Source organism: Rhodococcus sp. (in: high G+C Gram-positive bacteria) (assembly GCF_049591685.1).
Classification (GTDB): domain Bacteria; phylum Actinomycetota; class Actinomycetes; order Mycobacteriales; family Mycobacteriaceae; genus Rhodococcoides.
The window spans coordinates 1-17,583 of sequence record NZ_JBAWFH010000320.1 but is presented as its reverse complement, the minus strand read 5'-3'; the positions used below and the strand labels follow the sequence as shown (position 1 = coordinate 17,583).

At 64.9% G+C, this 17,583-nt stretch carries 18 protein-coding genes; 10 read left to right on the top strand and 8 right to left on the bottom strand.

All coding sequences use genetic code 11. The features are described from left to right. The 4 genes from WBQ44_RS13340 to phoU form a co-directional block, all read left to right on the top strand. Positions 1-311: acyl-ACP desaturase (locus WBQ44_RS13340; RefSeq protein ID WP_495567161.1), on the top strand; the 311-nt coding region annotated here is incomplete at its 5' end. A 94-nt stretch (positions 312-405) separates the two neighbouring features. Then, a complete protein-coding gene (gene dusB / locus WBQ44_RS13335; protein ID WP_495567160.1) occupies positions 406-1,545 on the top strand; it encodes a tRNA dihydrouridine synthase DusB in 1,140 nt (379 codons plus the stop codon). Positions 1,546-1,664: 119 nt separating this feature from the next. After that, complete coding sequence (locus WBQ44_RS13330) at positions 1,665-3,587, top strand: LCP family glycopolymer transferase (protein ID WP_495567159.1); 1,923 nt, start codon at positions 1,665-1,667, stop codon at positions 3,585-3,587. A gap of 77 nt (positions 3,588-3,664) precedes the next feature. After that, positions 3,665-4,339 (top strand): phosphate signaling complex protein PhoU, encoded by a 675-nt coding sequence (gene phoU / locus WBQ44_RS13325; RefSeq protein WP_495567158.1) that lies wholly within the window; start codon positions 3,665-3,667, stop codon positions 4,337-4,339. Between the two features lie 134 nt (positions 4,340-4,473). Here the strand turns inward: phoU and pstB are convergent, their stop codons facing one another. The 6 genes from pstB to WBQ44_RS13295 form a co-directional block, all read right to left on the bottom strand. After that, complete coding sequence (gene pstB / locus WBQ44_RS13320; protein WP_495567157.1) at positions 4,474-5,250, bottom strand: phosphate ABC transporter ATP-binding protein PstB; 777 nt, start codon at positions 5,248-5,250, stop codon at positions 4,474-4,476. Between the two features lie 49 nt (positions 5,251-5,299). Beyond that, complete coding sequence (gene pstA / locus WBQ44_RS13315; RefSeq protein WP_495567156.1) at positions 5,300-6,208, bottom strand: phosphate ABC transporter permease PstA; 909 nt, start codon at positions 6,206-6,208, stop codon at positions 5,300-5,302. Between the two features lie 3 nt (positions 6,209-6,211). Continuing rightward, the gene (gene pstC, locus WBQ44_RS13310) at positions 6,212-7,255 is read right to left on the bottom strand and encodes a phosphate ABC transporter permease subunit PstC (protein WP_495567155.1); all 1,044 of its coding nucleotides are present in this window, start codon (positions 7,253-7,255) and stop codon (positions 6,212-6,214) included. A 99-nt stretch (positions 7,256-7,354) separates the two neighbouring features. Next, positions 7,355-8,452: a phosphate ABC transporter substrate-binding protein PstS gene (pstS, locus tag WBQ44_RS13305; protein WP_495567154.1), complete on the bottom strand. Its 1,098-nt coding sequence runs from the start codon at positions 8,450-8,452 to the stop codon at positions 7,355-7,357. 202 nt (positions 8,453-8,654) lie between these two features. After that, positions 8,655-9,569 (bottom strand): mycothiol synthase, encoded by a 915-nt coding sequence (gene mshD / locus WBQ44_RS13300; protein ID WP_495567153.1) that lies wholly within the window; start codon positions 9,567-9,569, stop codon positions 8,655-8,657. Then, positions 9,566-10,357: a winged helix-turn-helix transcriptional regulator gene (locus tag WBQ44_RS13295; RefSeq protein WP_495567152.1), complete on the bottom strand. Its 792-nt coding sequence runs from the start codon at positions 10,355-10,357 to the stop codon at positions 9,566-9,568. Before WBQ44_RS13295 ends, mshD begins: the two co-directional genes overlap by 4 nt. 167 nt (positions 10,358-10,524) lie before the next feature. On the opposite strand from WBQ44_RS13295, the gene WBQ44_RS13290 reads away from it, so the two are divergent. From WBQ44_RS13290 to WBQ44_RS13270, 5 genes are all read left to right on the top strand, one after another. Next, positions 10,525-11,304, top strand: a complete 780-nt coding sequence (locus WBQ44_RS13290) for an LmeA family phospholipid-binding protein (RefSeq protein ID WP_495567151.1) — start codon at positions 10,525-10,527, stop codon at positions 11,302-11,304. Further along, entirely contained in the window at positions 11,301-11,717 is a 417-nt protein-coding gene (locus WBQ44_RS13285) for a thioredoxin family protein (protein WP_495567150.1), read from the top strand. Before WBQ44_RS13290 ends, WBQ44_RS13285 begins: the two co-directional genes overlap by 4 nt. 301 nt (positions 11,718-12,018) lie before the next feature. Then, complete coding sequence (locus WBQ44_RS13280) at positions 12,019-12,486, top strand: DUF4395 domain-containing protein (RefSeq protein WP_495567149.1); 468 nt, start codon at positions 12,019-12,021, stop codon at positions 12,484-12,486. 49 nt (positions 12,487-12,535) lie between these two features. Then, positions 12,536-13,372, top strand: a complete 837-nt coding sequence (locus tag WBQ44_RS13275; RefSeq protein ID WP_495567148.1) for a sulfurtransferase — start codon at positions 12,536-12,538, stop codon at positions 13,370-13,372. Position 13,373: 1 nt separating this feature from the next. Further along, the gene (locus WBQ44_RS13270; protein ID WP_495567147.1) at positions 13,374-13,679 is read left to right on the top strand and encodes a DUF1416 domain-containing protein; all 306 of its coding nucleotides are present in this window, start codon (positions 13,374-13,376) and stop codon (positions 13,677-13,679) included. An 82-nt stretch (positions 13,680-13,761) separates the two neighbouring features. Here the strand turns inward: WBQ44_RS13270 and WBQ44_RS13265 are convergent, their stop codons facing one another. Next, positions 13,762-15,300, bottom strand: coding sequence for a cutinase family protein (locus WBQ44_RS13265; RefSeq protein ID WP_495567146.1), 1,539 nt, complete (start codon positions 15,298-15,300; stop codon positions 13,762-13,764). Between the two features lie 387 nt (positions 15,301-15,687). Between WBQ44_RS13265 and WBQ44_RS13260 the strand changes: the two genes are divergently transcribed. Then, positions 15,688-16,362 (top strand): heme-binding beta-barrel domain-containing protein, encoded by a 675-nt coding sequence (locus WBQ44_RS13260; protein ID WP_495567145.1) that lies wholly within the window; start codon positions 15,688-15,690, stop codon positions 16,360-16,362. 244 nt (positions 16,363-16,606) lie between these two features. On the opposite strand, the gene WBQ44_RS13255 is transcribed toward WBQ44_RS13260, so the two are convergent. Next, positions 16,607-17,583: ATP-binding cassette domain-containing protein (locus WBQ44_RS13255; protein ID WP_495567144.1), on the bottom strand; the 977-nt coding region annotated here is incomplete at its 5' end.

Here is a 17,583-nt window from a genome sequence, read left to right as displayed (position 1 = left end):
ACGCGGTATCGGACATCGTCATGAACTTCCAGATGCCGGGCGCCGGGATGCCGAATTTCCGTCGCAACGGTGTGCTCATGGCCAAGCACGGCATCTACGACCTGCGTCAGCACCTCGAAGACGTCGTCTGGCCCGTTCTCCGCAAGTGGCGAATCTTCGAGCGCGAAGATTTCACCGGCCGCGGCGAGAACCGACGCGAGGAGCTCGCAGCCTTCCTGGAGGATCTCGAGCGTCAGGCCACCAAGTTCGAGGAAATGCGCGACCGGTCGCTCGCCCGCGAGGCCAAGAAGGCCGAGAAGCAGGCCTCCTGATCCACCTAGCACGTCGATCGCGCCCGGCACCGCTTCGGTGCCGGGCGTCGATCGTTATCGAACACCTTCATCGACACCGAACGAGGCTCTACCCATGACACTGCGGATCGGATCACTCGAGCTCGACAGCCCGGTCGTTCTCGCCCCGATGGCGGGCGTCACCAACGTGGCGTTCCGCACACTGTGCCGCGAACAAGAAATCGCCCGCGCCGGCAGCACGTCCGGCCTGTACGTGTGCGAGATGGTCACCGCTCGTGCCCTCGTCGAGCGCCAACCGGCGACCATGCACATGACCACTTTCGGCCCCACCGAATCGCCCCGGTCATTGCAGCTTTACACGGTCGATCCCGACACCACCTATGCCGCCGCGAAGATGATCGTCGACGACAACCTGGCCGACCACATCGACATGAACTTCGGCTGCCCCGTTCCCAAGGTCACCAAGAAGGGCGGCGGAGCGGCCTTGCCCTACAAGCGGGCCCTCTTCGGCCGCATCGTCGCAGCTGCCGTCAAGGCAACCGAGGGCACCGACATCCCGGTCACCGTCAAATTCCGTGTCGGGATCGACGATCAGCATCACACCCACCTCGACGCAGGCCGTATTGCCGCTGCGGAGGGCGCTGCCGCAGTCGCTCTGCACGCGCGGACCGCGTCGCAGCGGTACTCGGGCACAGCCGATTGGTCGCAGATCGCGCGACTGAAAGAGCATGTCACCGACGTTCCCGTCCTCGGCAACGGCGACATCTTCTCTGCGTCCGACGCCGTACGGATGATGGACGAGACCGGCTGCGACGGGGTCGTCGTCGGCCGGGGTTGCCTGGGCCGTCCTTGGCTTTTCGCCGAACTGAGTGCGCGCTTCGCCGGTCGTCCGGAGCCCACGCCACCGACGCTGGGCGAGGTGGCGGTCATCATCAGGCGTCACGCGGAGCTGCTGGCCGACCACCACGGCGAGGACAAGGGCCTACGCGAACTACGCAAGCATGTCGCCTGGTACCTACGTGGCTTTCCCGCGGGTTCCGAGGTACGCGTACAGATGGCGCTGGTGAAGACGCTTCCCGAACTCGATGATCTTCTTGCCCAACTCGACCCCACTGTGCCCTTCCCCAAGGACGCCGAGGGCCCGCGCGGCCGACAGGGTTCCCCCGGCGCCGTGTCACTTCCCGAGGGTTGGCTCGACGACCCCGAAGACGTGTCCGTGCCGACGGGCGCCGACCTCATGCATTCCGGCGGCTGACCTCGCCCTTTACCGGGGGATTTGCGCTGAGTGGACCCCACAGGTTTCGTCAGTATCATTGCTGGGATTGCCCGATGGTCGGCAATGTTCATGCGCTAGGAAGGCCAGGTTCTCAATCCGTGGGTGACGACCGAGATCCGGGCCAGCCCGCGTCCGAAAGACGGGCGCCGTGGGAGCGTCCGATCGCCCGGATCCAGCGTGACGCCCCGGCTTCCGACTCACCCCCGAGCGAGCCTTCTGACAGCGCGCCCGACAGGCCTGACGCACCCAAGCCGCCCGGCGCAAGCGGCCGACTCGGCCGCCTGCGTAAGCGGCCGACGGACAAGTCGAGCAAGTCGGACAGGTCGGACCAGGTCTCCGTCGCGGAACTGATGGGCAGATCGGAGGGTGGCAACGTCGGTGCGGCAGCCGAGCGCCCCCATGTCGAGGCACCGACCGAGAAGATCGCCCCGATCACCGATCGCACGCCCCCGCCGACGCCCGCGAAACCGGAAGCCGTCGGGAACCCGGCAGAGGATCGCCCCGCGCTCACCCGCCTCGCCATGAGCAAGGTCCGACGCCGCAAGCGCATCCGCAACGTCGCCCGGGGGCTCGTCTCCGTCGTCGCGATCCTGTCGGTGGCCCTCACCGGCGTCGTGTGGGGGTACCTACGCAGTACCGACCGCGGATTCGCCCAGGTCGCCGCGCTCGACCCGGACTCCACGGACGTCGTCGACGCCGAGGGACAATACGGCGACGAGACGTATTTGATCGTCGGAACCGACACGCGCGCGGGCGCCAGCGGTGAGATCGGCGCAGGTACCGTCGCAGACGCGGAAGGCGCCCGATCCGACACGGTCATGCTCGTCAACATCCCGGCAGACCGCAGCCGCGTCGTCGCCGTGTCGTTTCCCCGAGACCTCGACGTCGAGCGCCCGCAGTGCGAGGCGTTCGACAACCAGACGAACACCTATACCGGCGAGATGTTCCCGGAAGCGGACGGCGACAAGCTCAACGCGACGTACGCGCTCGGCGGCCCGAAATGCCTCGTCAAGACAATTCAAAAGATCTCAGGACTCAGGATCGGACACTTCGTCGGCATGGACTTCGCCGGCTTCGAATCGATGGTCGACGAGGTGGGCGGCGTCGAGGTCTGCACCCCGCAGCCACTGGTCGATTACGAGCTCGGCACGGTTCTGCCCACTGTGGGCGAGCAGCGCATCGACGGTCGCACCGCCCTCAATTATGTGCGCGCCCGCAACGTCGAATCCGAGGGCAACGGTGACTACGGCCGGATCAAGCGCCAGCAGCGGTTCCTGTCGTCGTTGCTAAGGTCTGCGCTCTCCAACAAGGTCTTGCTCGATCCGGGCAAACTCAATGGCTTCGTCAACGCGTTCACCCGCGACACCTTCGTGGAGAACGTGAAGACGCAGGACCTGGTCACACTGGGCCGGTCGCTGCAGAACGTCGATGCCGGAGCCGTCACTTTCCTGACACTGCCGACCGACGGCACCAACGACTGGGGCAACGAGATTCCCGTCGACTCGGCGATTGCAGCGCTGTTCAAGGCGATCATCGACGACCTCCCCCTTCCCGGTGAGGAACGCAAGGATGCAGCGCCCGCACCGGAGACGACTGCGGCACCGACGGCCCCAGTCCTGGCCGTCGATCCGACCACCGTGTCCATCCAGGTCTCCAATGCATCGGACATCGCAGGCATGGCTTCGACCGCCTCGGACGAGCTCGCGACCTACGGGTTCCAGATCCTGACGGTGGGCAACTTCGTGGGTACCGCCCAGCAAACCGTCGTGCGCTACTCGCCCGGACAGGAATCGGACGCGGCCACCGTCGCCTCCACCATCCCGGGTGCTGTCATCGAGGAGTCCGCAGGGTTGGACGACGTCGTCGAAGTCGTGCTCGGCTCCGATTACCCCGGCTACACCAACGCACCTGCACCGGTCGGACAGTCCGTCGAGGCCACCCGGGCCGAGGGCGTCACCGGGGCGCCGCCGCTGCCCGAGAATCTCGCCTTCACCAACGCGGCCGACGACACCTGCGCCTGACCCAAAAAGATCCATTCACGTCCCGTTCACCCACGTGACCGCCAACCAGTCAGAGCGGCACACTAAACTTTGCGCTTATGCGCGTCGCCTACAACGAACAGATGAACGAGTTGGCCGACCTTCTCGGTGAGATGGCTGCTCTGGCCGGATCCGCCATGGACAAGGCCACCCAATCCCTACTCCAAGCAGATCTCGTGCTGGCCGAGCAGGTCATCTCGGAACACGACAAGATCACCGAACTCAGTGCGGTGTGCGAGGAGAAGGCTTTCTCCCTGCTCGCGCTGCAGGCACCGGTGGCAGGCGATCTCCGTTCCGTCGTCTCCGGCATTCAGATCGTCGCGGACATCGATCGAATGGGCGCCCTCGCCCTGCACGTAGCCAAAATCACTCGTCGTCGCCACCCCAAGCACACGCTGCCTGAAGAGGTCAACGGCTACTTCGCCGAAATGGGCCGCATCGCCGTGCAGCTCGGTGCGTCGGCACGTGAGGTTCTGGAAACCCGCGATCCCGAGCGCGCAGCCAAGCTTCGTGAAGAAGACGAGGCGATGGACGATCTGCACCGGCACCTGTTCACGGTCCTCATGGACCGCGAATGGAAGCACGGCGTTGCAGCCGCAGTCGACGTCACCCTGCTCGGCCGCTTCTACGAGCGTTTCGCCGACCATGCGGTGGAGGTCGGCCGTCGCGTGATCTTCCTCGTCACCGGCGAACTCCCCGTCGAGCTCAACGCAAACAAGCTACCCAAGGCCTGACTTCCGGCGAGGAGAACGTCACGTTCGTCGATCGGGACGTTCTCCTCTACCGGCCCCCAGTCTCTCGAGTGCCGTCGCGTACGAAAGAACCCCCGACCACCTTTCGGTGAGCGGGGGATCTTTTGTGGTGCGGTCTATCCGAAGCGGCCCGAGATGTAATCCTCGGTTGCCTTCTGCGTCGGGTTGGAGAAAATCTTCTCGGTGTCGTCGATCTCGATGAGCTGGCCGGGCTTGCCGGTGGCCTCGAGGTTGAAGAAGCCGGTCTGATCGCTCACGCGCGCTGCCTGCTGCATGTTGTGCGTGACGATCACAATCGTGAAGTCCTTCTTGAGCTCACCGATGAGGTCCTCGATGGCGAGCGTGGAGATCGGGTCGAGTGCCGAGCACGGCTCGTCCATGAGCAGAACGTCGGGCTGAACCGCGATCGCACGGGCGATGCACAGACGCTGCTGCTGGCCGCCGGACAACCCGCCGCCGGGCTTATCGAGGCGGTCCTTGACCTCGTTCCACAGGTTCGCGCCCTTGAGGGAACGCTCGGCGATCTCGTCGAGCTCCTTCTTGCCCCGGCCACCCTGCAGCTTCAGGCCGGCGACGACGTTGTCGCGAATGGACATCGTCGGGAAGGGGTTGGGGCGCTGGAAGACCATGCCGATGGTGCGACGAACGCCGACGGGGTCAACGCCTGTGCCGTAGATGTCTTCGCCGTCGAGCAGCACGGAACCTTCGACGCGGGCACCCGGGGTGACCTCGTGCATGCGGTTGAGCGAGCGAAGGACAGTCGACTTACCGCAACCCGACGGGCCGATGAAGGCGGTGACGCCGCGAGGCGGAACTGCGAGGGTGACGTTCTGGACGGCGTGGAACTTGCCGTAGTAGATGTTGACGTCTTTGAGGTCGAGACGTTTTGCCATGGTCGGCTCCTGAGGTTCTTGGGCTTTGAAGGCCAGGTGGGGCGAGCGGTCAGAAGTTCTTGGGCGAGAAGAACTTGGAAACCAACTTCGCGCCGATGTTGAGCAGAGCAATGATCAGGATCAGCGTCAACGCTGCTCCCCACATGCGCTCGGAGGTGAGCGCGCCGGTTCCTGCTTTCTGCAGGTCGACCATCATCAGTGGCAGAGAGGTCTGCGGGCCGCCGAACAGGTTGAAGTTGATCGCTGTTGCCGAACCGACCAAAATCAGGACCGGTGCGGTTTCACCCATGACTCGGGCCAGCGCCAGCATGATGCCGGTGACGATTCCGGAGAGTGCCGTCGGGACGACGATCTTGGCGATGGTCTTCCACTTGGGCACACCGAGGGCGTACGACGCCTCACGCAGGTCCTGCGGAACGATGCGCAGCATCTCTTCCGAGGACCGGACGATGACCGGGATCATCAGCAGCACCAGGGCGAGAGCAACTGCGAGTCCGGAACGCTCGAAGCCGAACGTGGCGATCCAGAGCGTGTAGATGAACAGCGCGGCCACGATCGACGGCACACCGGTGAGGATGTCGACCATGAACGTGGTGATCTTGGCGAGCCTGGTACCGACGCCGTATTCGACGAGGTAGATGGCGACGAAGATGCCGATGGGGATGGAGATCAGTGCGCAGAACAATCCCTGCATCAGAGTGCCGACGATTGCGTGGTAAGCGCCGCCACCTGCGATGAACTGGGTGATGCCTGCCTGGGAGTTCTGCCACCACGCGGGCTCGACGACTGCGCTCAGTCCGCGAGAGATGACCGTGAACAGCACCCACACCAACGGCACCAGAGCGACGAGCACGGCGAGGCTGACGAGGACGGTCGCGAATCCGTTGGAGAACTTACGACGGGCGCTGACGCCCTTGAAGGTCGGTTCCTTGACCGGGCGATCCATGGTTGCGGTCATGGCCTAGTCCTTCTTTCCTGCGATGGCGGCGCGGGCGCCCGCGTTGACCACGAAGGTCAGTACGAAGAGCACGAGGCCTGCCGCGATGTAGGCGCCGGCCTGCAGTTGGTTGTTGAACTCACCGGCGGCGAGTGCGATCTTCGTGGCGAAGGTGCTGCCACCGTCGAACAGGGTCCATCCGAAGGATGACTGAACGCTGCGGATGATGATGTAGAGGGCGATCGTCTCGCCGAGTGCGCGGCCGAGGCCGAGCATGGATCCGGAGACGAAGCCGGACTTGCCGAACGGGATGACGGTCGTGCGAACAACTTCCCAGCGCGTCGCGCCGAGTGCGAGAGCTGCTTCGATCTGACCCTTCGGCGTCTGAACGAAGACTTCGCGGGTGACGGCTGCGATGATCGGCAGGATCATGACGGCCAGCACGATGCCGCCGGTGAAGATGGTTCCACCGCCGATGATCGACACCGAGCCGGTGGCGAACAGCGGAAACCACCCGAGGCTGCCGTTGAGCCACTCGGCGAACGGGCCGATGGCGGGTGCGAGAACGTAGAGGCCCCAGAGGCCGAACACGATCGACGGAACTGCAGCGAGCAGGTCGATGACGTAGCCGAGCGGCCCGGCGACCCTTTTGGGCGCGTAATTGGTGAGGTAGATCGCGATTCCCAGCGCCACCGGCATGGCCAGAATGAGCGCGAAGATCGACACGGTCGCGGTCACCAGGAACAGGTCGCGGATACCGAACACCATCGCGGCCGTGTCCGAGGTGTTCCACTGCCCGTTGTAGGTGATGAAGTTGACGGTGTTGTTCTGCAGCGAGGGAATGGCCCGCCACAGGAGAAACGCGCCGATCGCTGCGATGAGCACGATGACGAAGACACCCGAGCCCGTGGCGAGGGTGGAGAAGATCCGGTCACCCGGGCGTACTACTGTGCCGCCCTTGGCTTTGTTGTCGGGCAATGGCTTGGATTCTTCCGTGTTCCGCGGCGCGCCGCTCGCGGCAAGATTGTCCGCGCCGGGTATGCCGGTGATCGAGTGGGTGTCGCTCATACCGTCACGTCTCTCAAGTGTTGGTTGACGACGGGAGCCCTACCCCGACGCCACGGCTCGTGACCGTGGCGCCGGAACAGGATCTCGTCTGTTATTGAATCAGGCGATCGCGTTGATCGCAGTTTCGAGGCGCGCTTTGAAGGACTCGGGCAGCGGGACGTATCCGGCTTCCTCGAGGCCCTGCTGGCCTTCGTTCGCAGCGCTGAGCAGGAACGACTTGACTGCTGCGGAGGTGTCGGCGTCGTAGCCGGCGGAGCAGACGATCTCGTAGGTCGCGAGAACCAGCGGGTAGCTGTCGGCTTCGTTGCTCGAGTAGAGAGCGTCGATGTCGATGACGAGGTCGTTGCCCTCGCCCGAGAACTCGGCCTTGTCGATGGCTGCGGCAGCGGACTCACTGCTGAGCTCCACCGGTCCGTTGCCGAAGTCGACGCTGGCTGCGCCGAGTCCTTCCTGGTCCGCGAAGCCCTTCTCGACGTAGGTGATCGAGCCGGGAGTAGCGGCGACTGCCTGGGCGACACCCGACGAACCGTTGGCGCCTTCGCCGACTCCACCGGCCCAGTCGGAGCTGTGGTCGAGCGTCCAGGCCTCGGGTGCGGATGCAGCGAGGAAGCGCTGGAAGTTGTCGCTGGTGCCCGACGAGTCGGAGCGGTAGATCGGGGTGATCGGCTCTGCGGGGAGCTCGACGCCCTCGTTGAGTGCAGCGATGGCGGGATCGTTCCAGGTGGTGATCTGACCGTTGAAGATGCGTGCTGCAACGGTGGGATCGACGACGAGGTTGTCGACGCCTTCGAGGTTGTAGGCGATGGCGACCGGCCCGAAGACGAGCGGGAGGTTCCATGCGGGGTTGCTTGCGCAACGCTCTGCAGCCTGGGTTGCCTGCTCGTCCTTGATGGCGGAGTCGGAGCCGGCGAAGTCGACGAGGCCTGCGACGAACTGGGTGCGGCCATTGCCGGAGCCGCTGGTGGTGTACTCGACGGCCTTGTCGGAGCAGACACCTGCGTAGATGGACGTGAAGTTGGACATCGCGTTCTGCTGTGCGGACGAGCCTTCACCAGTCAGAGGGGTCTTACCCTCGCACGTGGCTGCCGACTCGGAAGCGTCGACTGATTCGACGTTCGCATCGCTACCGCATGCCGCCAGCAGCATGGTGCTGAGAGCGACTGCGCCTACGAGGGACGCGCTGCGCTTGAGCTTCACCTGTTTCCTCCGGGGAATCTTGTTGCCGTGTTCGCTGACCGCGTCTTTCGACTCGGTTGCGAGAGTGTCGGTGCAGGCAAAAAAGATCTCCCCTGGCACCGGGCAGCGTCGGCGCCACCCAAAGAGAAGGTAGGGGGAGCCGGTAGACGGTTGCCCCCACGCCGGTTAACGGAAGATGAACAGACTGGCAGCGAGCCCGCTTCTATGCGCGCGAGTAGGCGGTATCGACGTGAAAGCGCGTGAAATCCAGCCGTTCGTAGGTATGCACGGCGGCGGCGTTGTCGGCTTCGACGTAGAGCAGCACGTCGGCGAGTCGGCGCCCGTGCAGGTAATGCAGGCCGGCCAGCGTCAAGACGCGTCCGAGCCCCCGCCCCTGGGCCTTCGGATCGATGCCGACGACGTACACCTCGCCGATCTCGTCCTCACCGGCCTCGGCCGGGTGAACCTTGGTCCAGTGGAATCCGAGCAGGTCGTCGGTTCCCTCCTCGAAGGCGAGGAAAACTCCAGCGGGGTCGAACCACGGTTCTTCACGACGCTCGGCGATGTCCCTCTCGGTCCAACCGCCTTGCTCGGGATGCCAAGAAAAGGCAGCATTGTTGACACGCAGAAGCTCCGCGTCGTCCTGGTGGCCCCGGTACGTTCGTAGCGTAATACCCTGCGGCACAACAACTTCAGGCAGCGCGGGTGTCGCGAGCGGACGTCTCATCTGCAGTAGCTCACGAGCCACTGCCAAATTCAGATTCGAAGCGAGGGCCTGCGCGGCGGGAACATTGCCGTGCGCCCAGATTCTTGCGCCGGCACCGCCCTCCGAGAGCGCTCGCTCGACCAGGGCACTCCCGACGCCGCGGCGTCGGAAATCCGGATCCACGACGGCTTCCGACATCGACGAAGAACTCGACGCGGCCGACGCCACGCCCGCGTAACCCACCGTCCGGCCTGCGGCGGTCGCAATCAGGTGGATGTCGTCGCTGTCGGGCGCGAGCGCTTTGAGAGCTTGCTCCGACAACGGCGCGGTGCCGTCGGCCTCCGCTGCTCGCCGGGCCAGCAGCCTGACGTCGTCGAATACCTCCTGCGCGGACGTGGAGTCGAGGCGCTCGATGTCGAAGGTGTTGCTCATGACCGCTGGTCGACGCTTCCGTGGGAAATGCGGCCCAGCGTGCTGAGCTGCGGGCCCGGGCCGTGGTCGGGCGACAGGTCGACATCGTCGTCGGACCCTGCCGAACCGCTCTTCGCGCTGCGGCTCGGCCGCACCGCCTTGTACCCGACGTTGCGGACGGTGCCGATCAGAGATTCGTACTCGGTGCCCAGCTTGGCGCGGAGGCGTCGAACGTGGACGTCGACGGTGCGGGTACCACCGAAGAAGTCGTATCCCCACACCTCCTGCAGCAGCTGCGCGCGGGTGAAGACGCGACCGGCGTGCTGAGCCAGGTATTTGAGGAGCTCGAACTCCTTGTACGTGAGGTCGAGTGGTCGACCTCGCAGCCTGGCGGTGTACGTGCCCTCGTCGATGACGAGCTCGCCGAGCGTGATCTTGCCGGATGCTTCCGGGCTGGCGACGCCCCCCGAACGGCCGACCAGCAGCCTCAGCCGTGCATCGAGCTCAGCGGGGCCGGTGCCGGGCAGAAGGATGTCGTCCAGACCCCAGTCGGAGTTGACGGCGACGAGCCCGCCCTCGGTCAGTACCGCGACGACCGGAATGGCCGAGCCGGTGCTTCCGAGCAGTCTGCAGAGTCCGCGCGCTGCTGCGAGGTCCGTACGCGCGTCGACAAGTGCTATATCTGCCGATCCCGCTTCGAGAAGTGAGGACACTTCGGTCGGGGCGGGCCGTACATGGTGCGCGAGTAGCGCAAGGGACGGCAGAACAGCCTCCGGATTTGGGTCGGAGGTCAGAAGCAGGAGCTCCACACAGCCTCCATTCCTACTGCAGTCACGTCGACGGCTAGTCGAGTCGTTGTCGTTCGATGGCCGCAGACTCCGGGTAGGACTCGTTGGCGCGTCAAGCAGCAAGACTAGCGTGCCTGCGCAGCCGTCCGCCCGCCGCAGTGCCCGATGCTTCGGTCACAATGGTCGGCATGCGCAAACTGATCATCGGACTCGTGAGTCTTCTGGCACTGGCAGTCGTCGTGGACTTCGGCGCCGCCGCGTACTCCGAGTACCGAGTTTCGCGCGCCATCCGCGACGGCGGTGACCTGTCGTCGGACCCGCAGGTGATCATGCACGGGTTCCCGTTCCTCACCCAGGCAGCAGAGGGCAAGTACCAGAACGTCGAGATCCGAGCGCAGGACGTCCCCAACGACTATGTCGGTTCGACGACCGTCGAGGCCAATCTGCGGGGCGTCTCGGTTCCGTTGTCCGACCTGGTCGACGGTGCGGTCGACGCCGTGCCGGTCGACGAACTCGACGGCCGCGTGAGGATCGAGGCCACCGACCTCGGGCGCTTCCTCGGCATCGTCGACCTGCAGGTTTCCGCTCCTCCGGCGGACAAGTCGGACGGCACGGGCGGTTCGGGAGGCTCGGGGATGACAACCAACGGAGGGGTTGTTCTCACCGGCACGGTGCCCGTCGGACCGATCGAGACGAAGGTGAGCGTGCAGGCCGACTTGATCCTGTCCGGTGACAGCGTCGACATCGTCGCGAGCGACTTCTACTTCGGCCCTGAGGGAAATGCCGATTTCAGCATTCCGGAGTTCGCCGAGGGAGCGGTGCTGGGCTTGTTCACCCGCACGATCGACCGGCAGACGTTGCCCTTCGGGGTACTGCCCACCGACGTGTATGCCGAGGGCTCGCAGATCGTCATCGAAGGGAACGCGGAGAACCTGACCATCGATCTCAATCAGATCGAGGAGCCATGACCGGAATCACAGTTCTCGTTCTCGTCCTGGTCGCCGCGACGGCGATGGGTTTGCTGCTGCGGGGGCGAGGCGGCAAGGTCCGGCCGACCTCGCACGCGGAGACGTCGCCGCAACGTATCCGGCTGCTCGTCGACGCCGGTGCCTCGGCGGGCACTGTCACCGTCCTTCACTTCTCGGCGGACTGGTGCGGCCCGTGCGCCGCAGTGCGCCGAGTGATCGGCCAGGTTCTCGGGGATGTGAGCGGTCCCGTCGAACTCGAAGTGGATATCGACGCACATCCCGAGCTGGCGCGTGCGATGGGCGTGATGTCGCTGCCGACCACGTTCGTTCTCGACGAAACACTGACCGAGACCTCCCGCATCTCCGGCGTACCCACACCCGGGGCGTTGCGATCCGCCCTGGTGAACCGCTAGTTCTTCTCGCTCATCGTCGTCCGGTATGCTCCACCCTGTGTTGTCCCGCCATGAGCTGTTGCTCACCAGTCGTCGCACGGTAGACCTGTGCCGACTGGGCGGTTGTTGCTGTCGCTGCTGCTGACCACTCGAATGCCGCTGCACCCTTTTCGGTGCTGCCAGGCCACCTTCTCGAGACGCCGATGAATGCCGTAGGTCCATCGCCCGCAGCAATTCGTTCATCCACGCAATTGTTCGTTGATGCAGTTGTTCATTCATGCAGTTGTTCCGTTCATACCGAACGCAGGAGCCTCGACACACGATGTCCGCTTTCACCTCTACCGCCGTCGACCAGGTCGATGTCCGTGGGCCGCGTTTCGCGGCTTGGATTACCACCGCTGTTCTGGCCGCAGTTCTCGTCCTGACCACCGCATCGACCACAGTCGCCGCGTCGGTGCTGGCTGCTCAGGCCGTGGTGTTCGCCATCGGCGCCGCCCTCGGGCCGCGTCGCAGCCCGTACGGGGCGGTCTTCGCGACGCTGGTCGCACCTCGTCTCGTTCCGACGACGGAACGCGAGCCCGTTGCTTCGTTGCGGTTCGCGCAGCTCGTCGGCTTCGTTTTCGCGGCCGCAGGCGTGCTCGGGTTCGCCCTCGGTGCACCCGTCGTCGGCGCCGTCGCGACCGGTTTCGCTCTGTTCGCAGCATTTTTGAATGCAGCGTTCGCGTTCTGCCTCGGCTGCCAGATCTACCCCCTCGTGGCGCGGCTGCGGACACAATCCGCACGCGCCTGACGCTCGACCCAACCACCGACCGAATCAAAGAAGAACCGAAAGGAAACCCATGGCTCGCTCCGACGTCCTGGTCTCTGCCGACTGGGCCGAGCAGAACCTGAACGCACCGAAGATCGTCTTCGTCGAGGTCGACGAGGATGCCAGCGCCTACGACGGCGGCCACATCGAAGGTGCCGTCAAGCTCGACTGGCGCAAGGATCTGCAGGATTCGGTTCGCCGCGACTTCCTGAACCAGGATCAGTTCTCCGGTCTGCTGTCCTCCAAGGGCATCTCGAACGACGACACGATCGTGCTGTACGGCGGCAACAACAACTGGTTCGCCGCCTACGCCTACTGGTACTTCAAGCTGTACGGCCACAAGGACGTCAAGCTCATCGACGGTGGCCGCAAGAAGTGGGAACTCGACGGACGCCCGCTGTCCAAGGACGTCGTCACCCGCGAGAACACGCAGTACCGCGCCGAGGCACCCGACCTGTCGATTCGCGCCTTCCGCGACGAGGTCATCGACGCCATCGGCAACAAGAACCTCATCGACGTACGCTCGCCCGACGAGTTCTCCGGCAAGATCCTCGCGCCCGCCCACCTTCCGCAGGAGCAGGCGCAGCAGCGTGGCCACGTTCCCGGTGCCATCAACATCCCGTGGAGCACGACCGCCAACGAGGACGGCACGTTCAAGGACGACGGCGCCCTCGAAGCCCTGTACAAGGAAAAGGGTTACGACGAGGACAAGGCCACCATCGCGTACTGCCGCATCGGTGAGCGCTCGAGCCACACCTGGTTCGTCCTCAAGGAACTTCTCGGCAAGTCGGACGTGAAGAACTACGACGGCAGCTGGGTCGAGTACGGCTCCCTCGTCGGAGCTCCCATCGAGTTGGAGGTTCACTGATATGTGTGGTGCACCCGTTCAGGGCCAAACCATTCCCGCCGGCGTCGACGTGGAGAAGGAAACGGTCATCACCGGCCGCGTTCTCGCGTCCGACGGTGAGCCCGTGGGCGGCGCGTTCGTGCGTCTGCTCGACGGTACCGGCGAGTTCACCGCCGAGGTCGTCGCGTCCGGCACCGGAGATTTCCGCTTCTTCGCGGCCCCCGGCACGTGGACGCTTCGCGCGTTGTCCTCGTCGGGCAACGGCCAGGCCGAGATCGCACCGGAAGGTGCAGGCATTCATTCGGCGACGGTAACCGTCGGAGCCTGATCGCTTCGTAGGCACGAAAGAGCCCCCGCACCTTTTCCTTCGGTGCGGGGGCTCTTTCGTGTCTGTGCGACTCGCGCGGGAACTACCGCTGTGAGATCTCCGGGACGATGTCCGTCGACGGTGCTTCGACCGGTGCGGGAACCGACTCGTACCTCGGCTCGAACACACCGGGCCGAACGAGGCCGAGCGATTCGAGGAATGCACCGAGATCGCTTTCACGCGTGAGGGTTCCGGGTGTCGGGAGGGTCTGCGGATCGGGCTCGCGTGCCGCTTCGGGCAGTGGCGCGCCATCTGCCACCGGCGCCGGGTCCACTTCGGAAGGCGCGAGAGGTGCGTCCATCGTGTTCTTACGCTCCCGTTCCTCCTGTGCGAGTTCGGAGATCCAGGCGACGATCTTTTCGCTTTCCCACGCCCGACCGTCGCCCGGGTTGTTGTTCCAGTACAGCAGGTGCTGCAGGAAGCCGATGAAGATGTACGGCTCGACGACGACGTCGACGATGCCCTTGTTGTTCTCGATCAGCCCTTCGCCTTCGGCGCGCAGCTTGCGGTGAACCGTTTCCGCTCCCGGGCCCATCGCCCAATTGAGATCGGCGAGGAGCTGTTCCGGCGTCAGTTGTGCCATGCCGGATTCGACGTCGACGTCGTACGCCTTGTCCGAGACCTTCAGCAACACCTCGAGAAGCGTCTCGTTCGATTCGAGCCAATTCTTGTTGGTCGCGATGTCGACGATGGCACGCGTGGCAATCGAGGTGACGGCCTGCGCGAAGTCGGAGATCGTCTGCACCGGGTTGAGCAGCGTGAATCGCATCTGCCCGAGCACGCCGAGCGCCAACTGCAACGCGACGATGTCGTCGGGAGCGTCACATGCCAGGTCGTACGGCCGGCACGACCACGTCACCTTGTCGTTCAGGGTGCCGTAGTCCTTCGGGGTCGACGACTGGAATCCGCCGCGCGACGGCCCTGGCTCGTCGAAGTTGGGAACGCCCGCGGGACGGTACGGCGCGCCGATCATCACCACACCTGCAATGTCGTCACCGGTGACGAGCGCATTCGGGTCGCGGTGGCCGAGTTCCATGGACACGCGCTCGACGACCTCGCCGCCGACGCTGTAACCGAGGAGAACGAACTTCGTGCCGTCACCGCATTTGATCTTGTACTCGTCCAGCAGCCTGTTCGTGGACGCGACGCCCTCGAGGGTCGAGTCCTGGTACGACGGAACGCTGAAGATGTCGACACCGTAGGTCGACGGGTACGGCACGTAGAGCCATCCCACGGAGCCCGGATTGGTCGAGTTCGCCTGCCCGGTGGGCAGTGTGACGTTGCCCACCCAGTTCGAGATCGGAGAGCGCTCCTGCTCGTCGAGTGGATCGCGGTCTGCGTCGGCGTCCGTTGCGCCCGATACGGCGAGCATCAGCACGTCCGGGCATTCCTGCGCGTAGTTGTTGGGATCGATGTCGGGTTCGGTACCTGCGGAGCCACTCCCCCCGGAACCACTGTCACTCGAACCACTGTCACTCGAACCACTGTCGGCGGATCCCGGCGTCGGCAGTTCGGAGCCGGGCGCGGCAGAGGCAGCGACCGGTAGCACCAGGAGCAGCGCGGCAGCTGTCGCTGTGGCCATTGCCCAGGTTGCGCACATTTTCGAGCCAGCACGTGTTCGGCGCCGCATGAACGGGTCCTCCCCCAGTAGATCCAAAACGTGATCCAGTGCGTTTCGTGCACAAGAACGCGCCGGACTGCTTCTTCCCCGGGTCCGGCGCTCAGAGAGGAAGGTACCGTGCCGCAGCCAATCCGAAGACATGCACCGTAGATGTACGAAATCGACCCCGTGATTTCTGGGAGATGCCACGAAAAGGATCCGTAGCCGAGGGCGGGATTCGAGCCTGTGTGCAGCTGGGTCTAAACTCGTGGCCGTGGTCATCTTCTTCGAGGCACTGCTGGTCCTGGCCGCAGTAGCCATCATCGCGTTCTCGCTGTACGTCGTCTACCGCTTGGTCACCGAAGAATCGTGAGTGACCGCGCAGCCGACGGGTCGGACGACACTCGCTCTGCCAACGAGGCGATAGCCGAGGCAGCCGAGAAGTTCGCGTCCACGTCGACGCGCAACATTCCGACTCTTCCCGACCTGCCGCACCCGGAGGACACCGCGAACCTGCGGTTGGGTCCGGATCTCAATCCCGCCCTGCTGGCACTGTTGCCGTTGGTCGGAGTGTGGCGAGGCGAGGGCGAAGGCCGCGATCCCGAATCCGGGCAGGAGTACGCCTTCGGTCAACAGATCGTCATCTCCCACGATGGTGGGAGATACCTTGCCTGGGAATCGCGTTCGTGGCGGCTCGACTCCGACGGAAACTACGCTCACCCCGATCTGCGCGAACTCGGCTTCTGGCGGATCAGCGGAGGCGACGGCGTGAAGGGCAGCGACAACGAGGAAGTCATCGAACTCCTGCTGACGCACAGCACCGGCGTCGTCGAGCTCTTCTACGGTCACGCACTCAATCAGTCGTCCTGGGAGCTCGCAACCGACGTTGTCATCCGGTCCACCTCCGGCGCTCTGGTCGGTGGCGCCAAGCGCCTGTACGGCATCGTCGAGGGTGCTGATCTGGCATACGTCGAAGAACGCATCGGCGCCGACGGTGAACTCGCTCCCCGGTTGTCCGCGCGTCTCGCGCGTTACATCGGGTGAGCACGCATCACATAGTTTTTTCGGCTGCGCAAGCGAACGACCCCCGAGCCGTACCTGACGTATCAGGTCTCGGTCGGACGGACCGAGGGCTCGGGGGTCGGGTAGCTGCCTGGGATTCGCTCGCCGCTCGCGCGAAAGTGAATCCGTCAGCGGTAGCGGCTAGCGGGCAGCCACCTCACGCGTCCTAGAGTTATGCAACTTCAGACCACCTCCTCTCTCGTGTACTGGCCAAAGTACGCCCGCTTCACGGAGTGCGCAAAGGAATTTCGGCAGAGTTCTCCGACAGCGAAATATCCAGGTCGATCACCAGGTCAGCAGCCGTATCGGCGGGCAGTCGGTGCGTGACGAGCACGACACCGCGGTCCCTCCCGAGCAACGCGCCGTTGCGATCGAGCAGCCGACGCACAAGAGCTGCCCCACCTGCATCGTCGAGGTGCTCGGTGGGCTCGTCCAACAGGAGAACCGGCGCGTCCGACAGCAGCGCTCGTGCCAGCAGAAGCCGTCGACGCTGCCCGCCGGACACTGCCCGCGCTCCGCCCACCAGCGTCGTATCGATGCCTTCGGGTAGCTCCGCCACCCAGTCGGCGAGCCCGACCTCGCCGAGTGAACGCAGGGCCTCGTCGGTGTCGACATCGCCGCGGGCCACCCGTAGGTTCTCCAGAATCGACGTCTCGAACAGGTGCGCATCTTCGGCGAAGAATCTGCCGCCCTCGACCGAGCCGTCCGCCGTCGGAAGAATCCCTGCCAGCCCCATCAGCAGTGTTGTCTTACCGGCTCCACTGGAACCTGTCACAGCAACCCTCGCTCCCGCCGACTTCAAGACCGACATCGTCTCGGCGCCGACACGAGGTTCGATTCGTGTCGGACGAGGTTGCTCGGCGGCGTCGAGCAAAGCCACGATGCGCGACGCCGACACCCGGGCTTTCGTCAGCGCGATTGCGGCGGCGGGTAGTGCAGACGTCGCCTCGAATGCGGCCAGCGGAACGAGCACCAGCACGGCGAGCGCCATCGGCGTCATCGCACCGGCGGTACCGCCGAGGTCCCCGTAGAGCGTTGTTCCGACGAGCAACGACCCGAGCACCGAGGCGCCGATCGAGAGTGGGAGCGCGGCGTCCGCGAACGCTCCCGGCCGAGCTGCGCGGTCACGCGCACGCACGGATGCAGCGTTGGCTGTTGAGGCCTCGCCGAGGGTTGCGTCGAGCTTGCCGGCCACCTGTAGCT